We start from the raw sequence: 263 nt of genomic DNA, 5'->3' as shown, positions 1-263 counted from the left end.
GGCATCTATTGCCACGCCGCCTGTGATTTGATCACCGACATTGACCGACCATGACTCTTGACCAGCGCTATTAAAGCCGGTCAAATCACCACCGCGTGATGCCGTTACTATTTGACCATTGGCATATCCGACCTGTAAATCTAATGGGTCTTTTTTGCTGGCTTTTCTGTTACCGACATCAGTGCTAAATACAGGCTGTAGCACGCTAATAGGCTGAGCAATTTGCACCAGTTTTACAGGATCGTTAACGACAGGTTTGATAC

At 46.8% G+C, this 263-nt stretch carries 1 protein-coding gene; it reads right to left on the bottom strand.

Annotated elements, in window-relative coordinates:
* A partial coding sequence (locus tag AAEY98_RS22415) for a PQQ-binding-like beta-propeller repeat protein (RefSeq protein ID WP_351019808.1) occupies positions 1-263 on the bottom strand: 263 nt, incomplete at both ends.

Source organism: Shewanella sp. AC91-MNA-CIBAN-0169, from assembly GCF_040310165.1.
Classification (GTDB): Bacteria; Pseudomonadota; Gammaproteobacteria; order Enterobacterales; family Shewanellaceae; genus Shewanella.
Note: the sequence above shows the minus strand (reverse complement) of the source record. Positions and strands in the feature narration are given on the sequence as shown.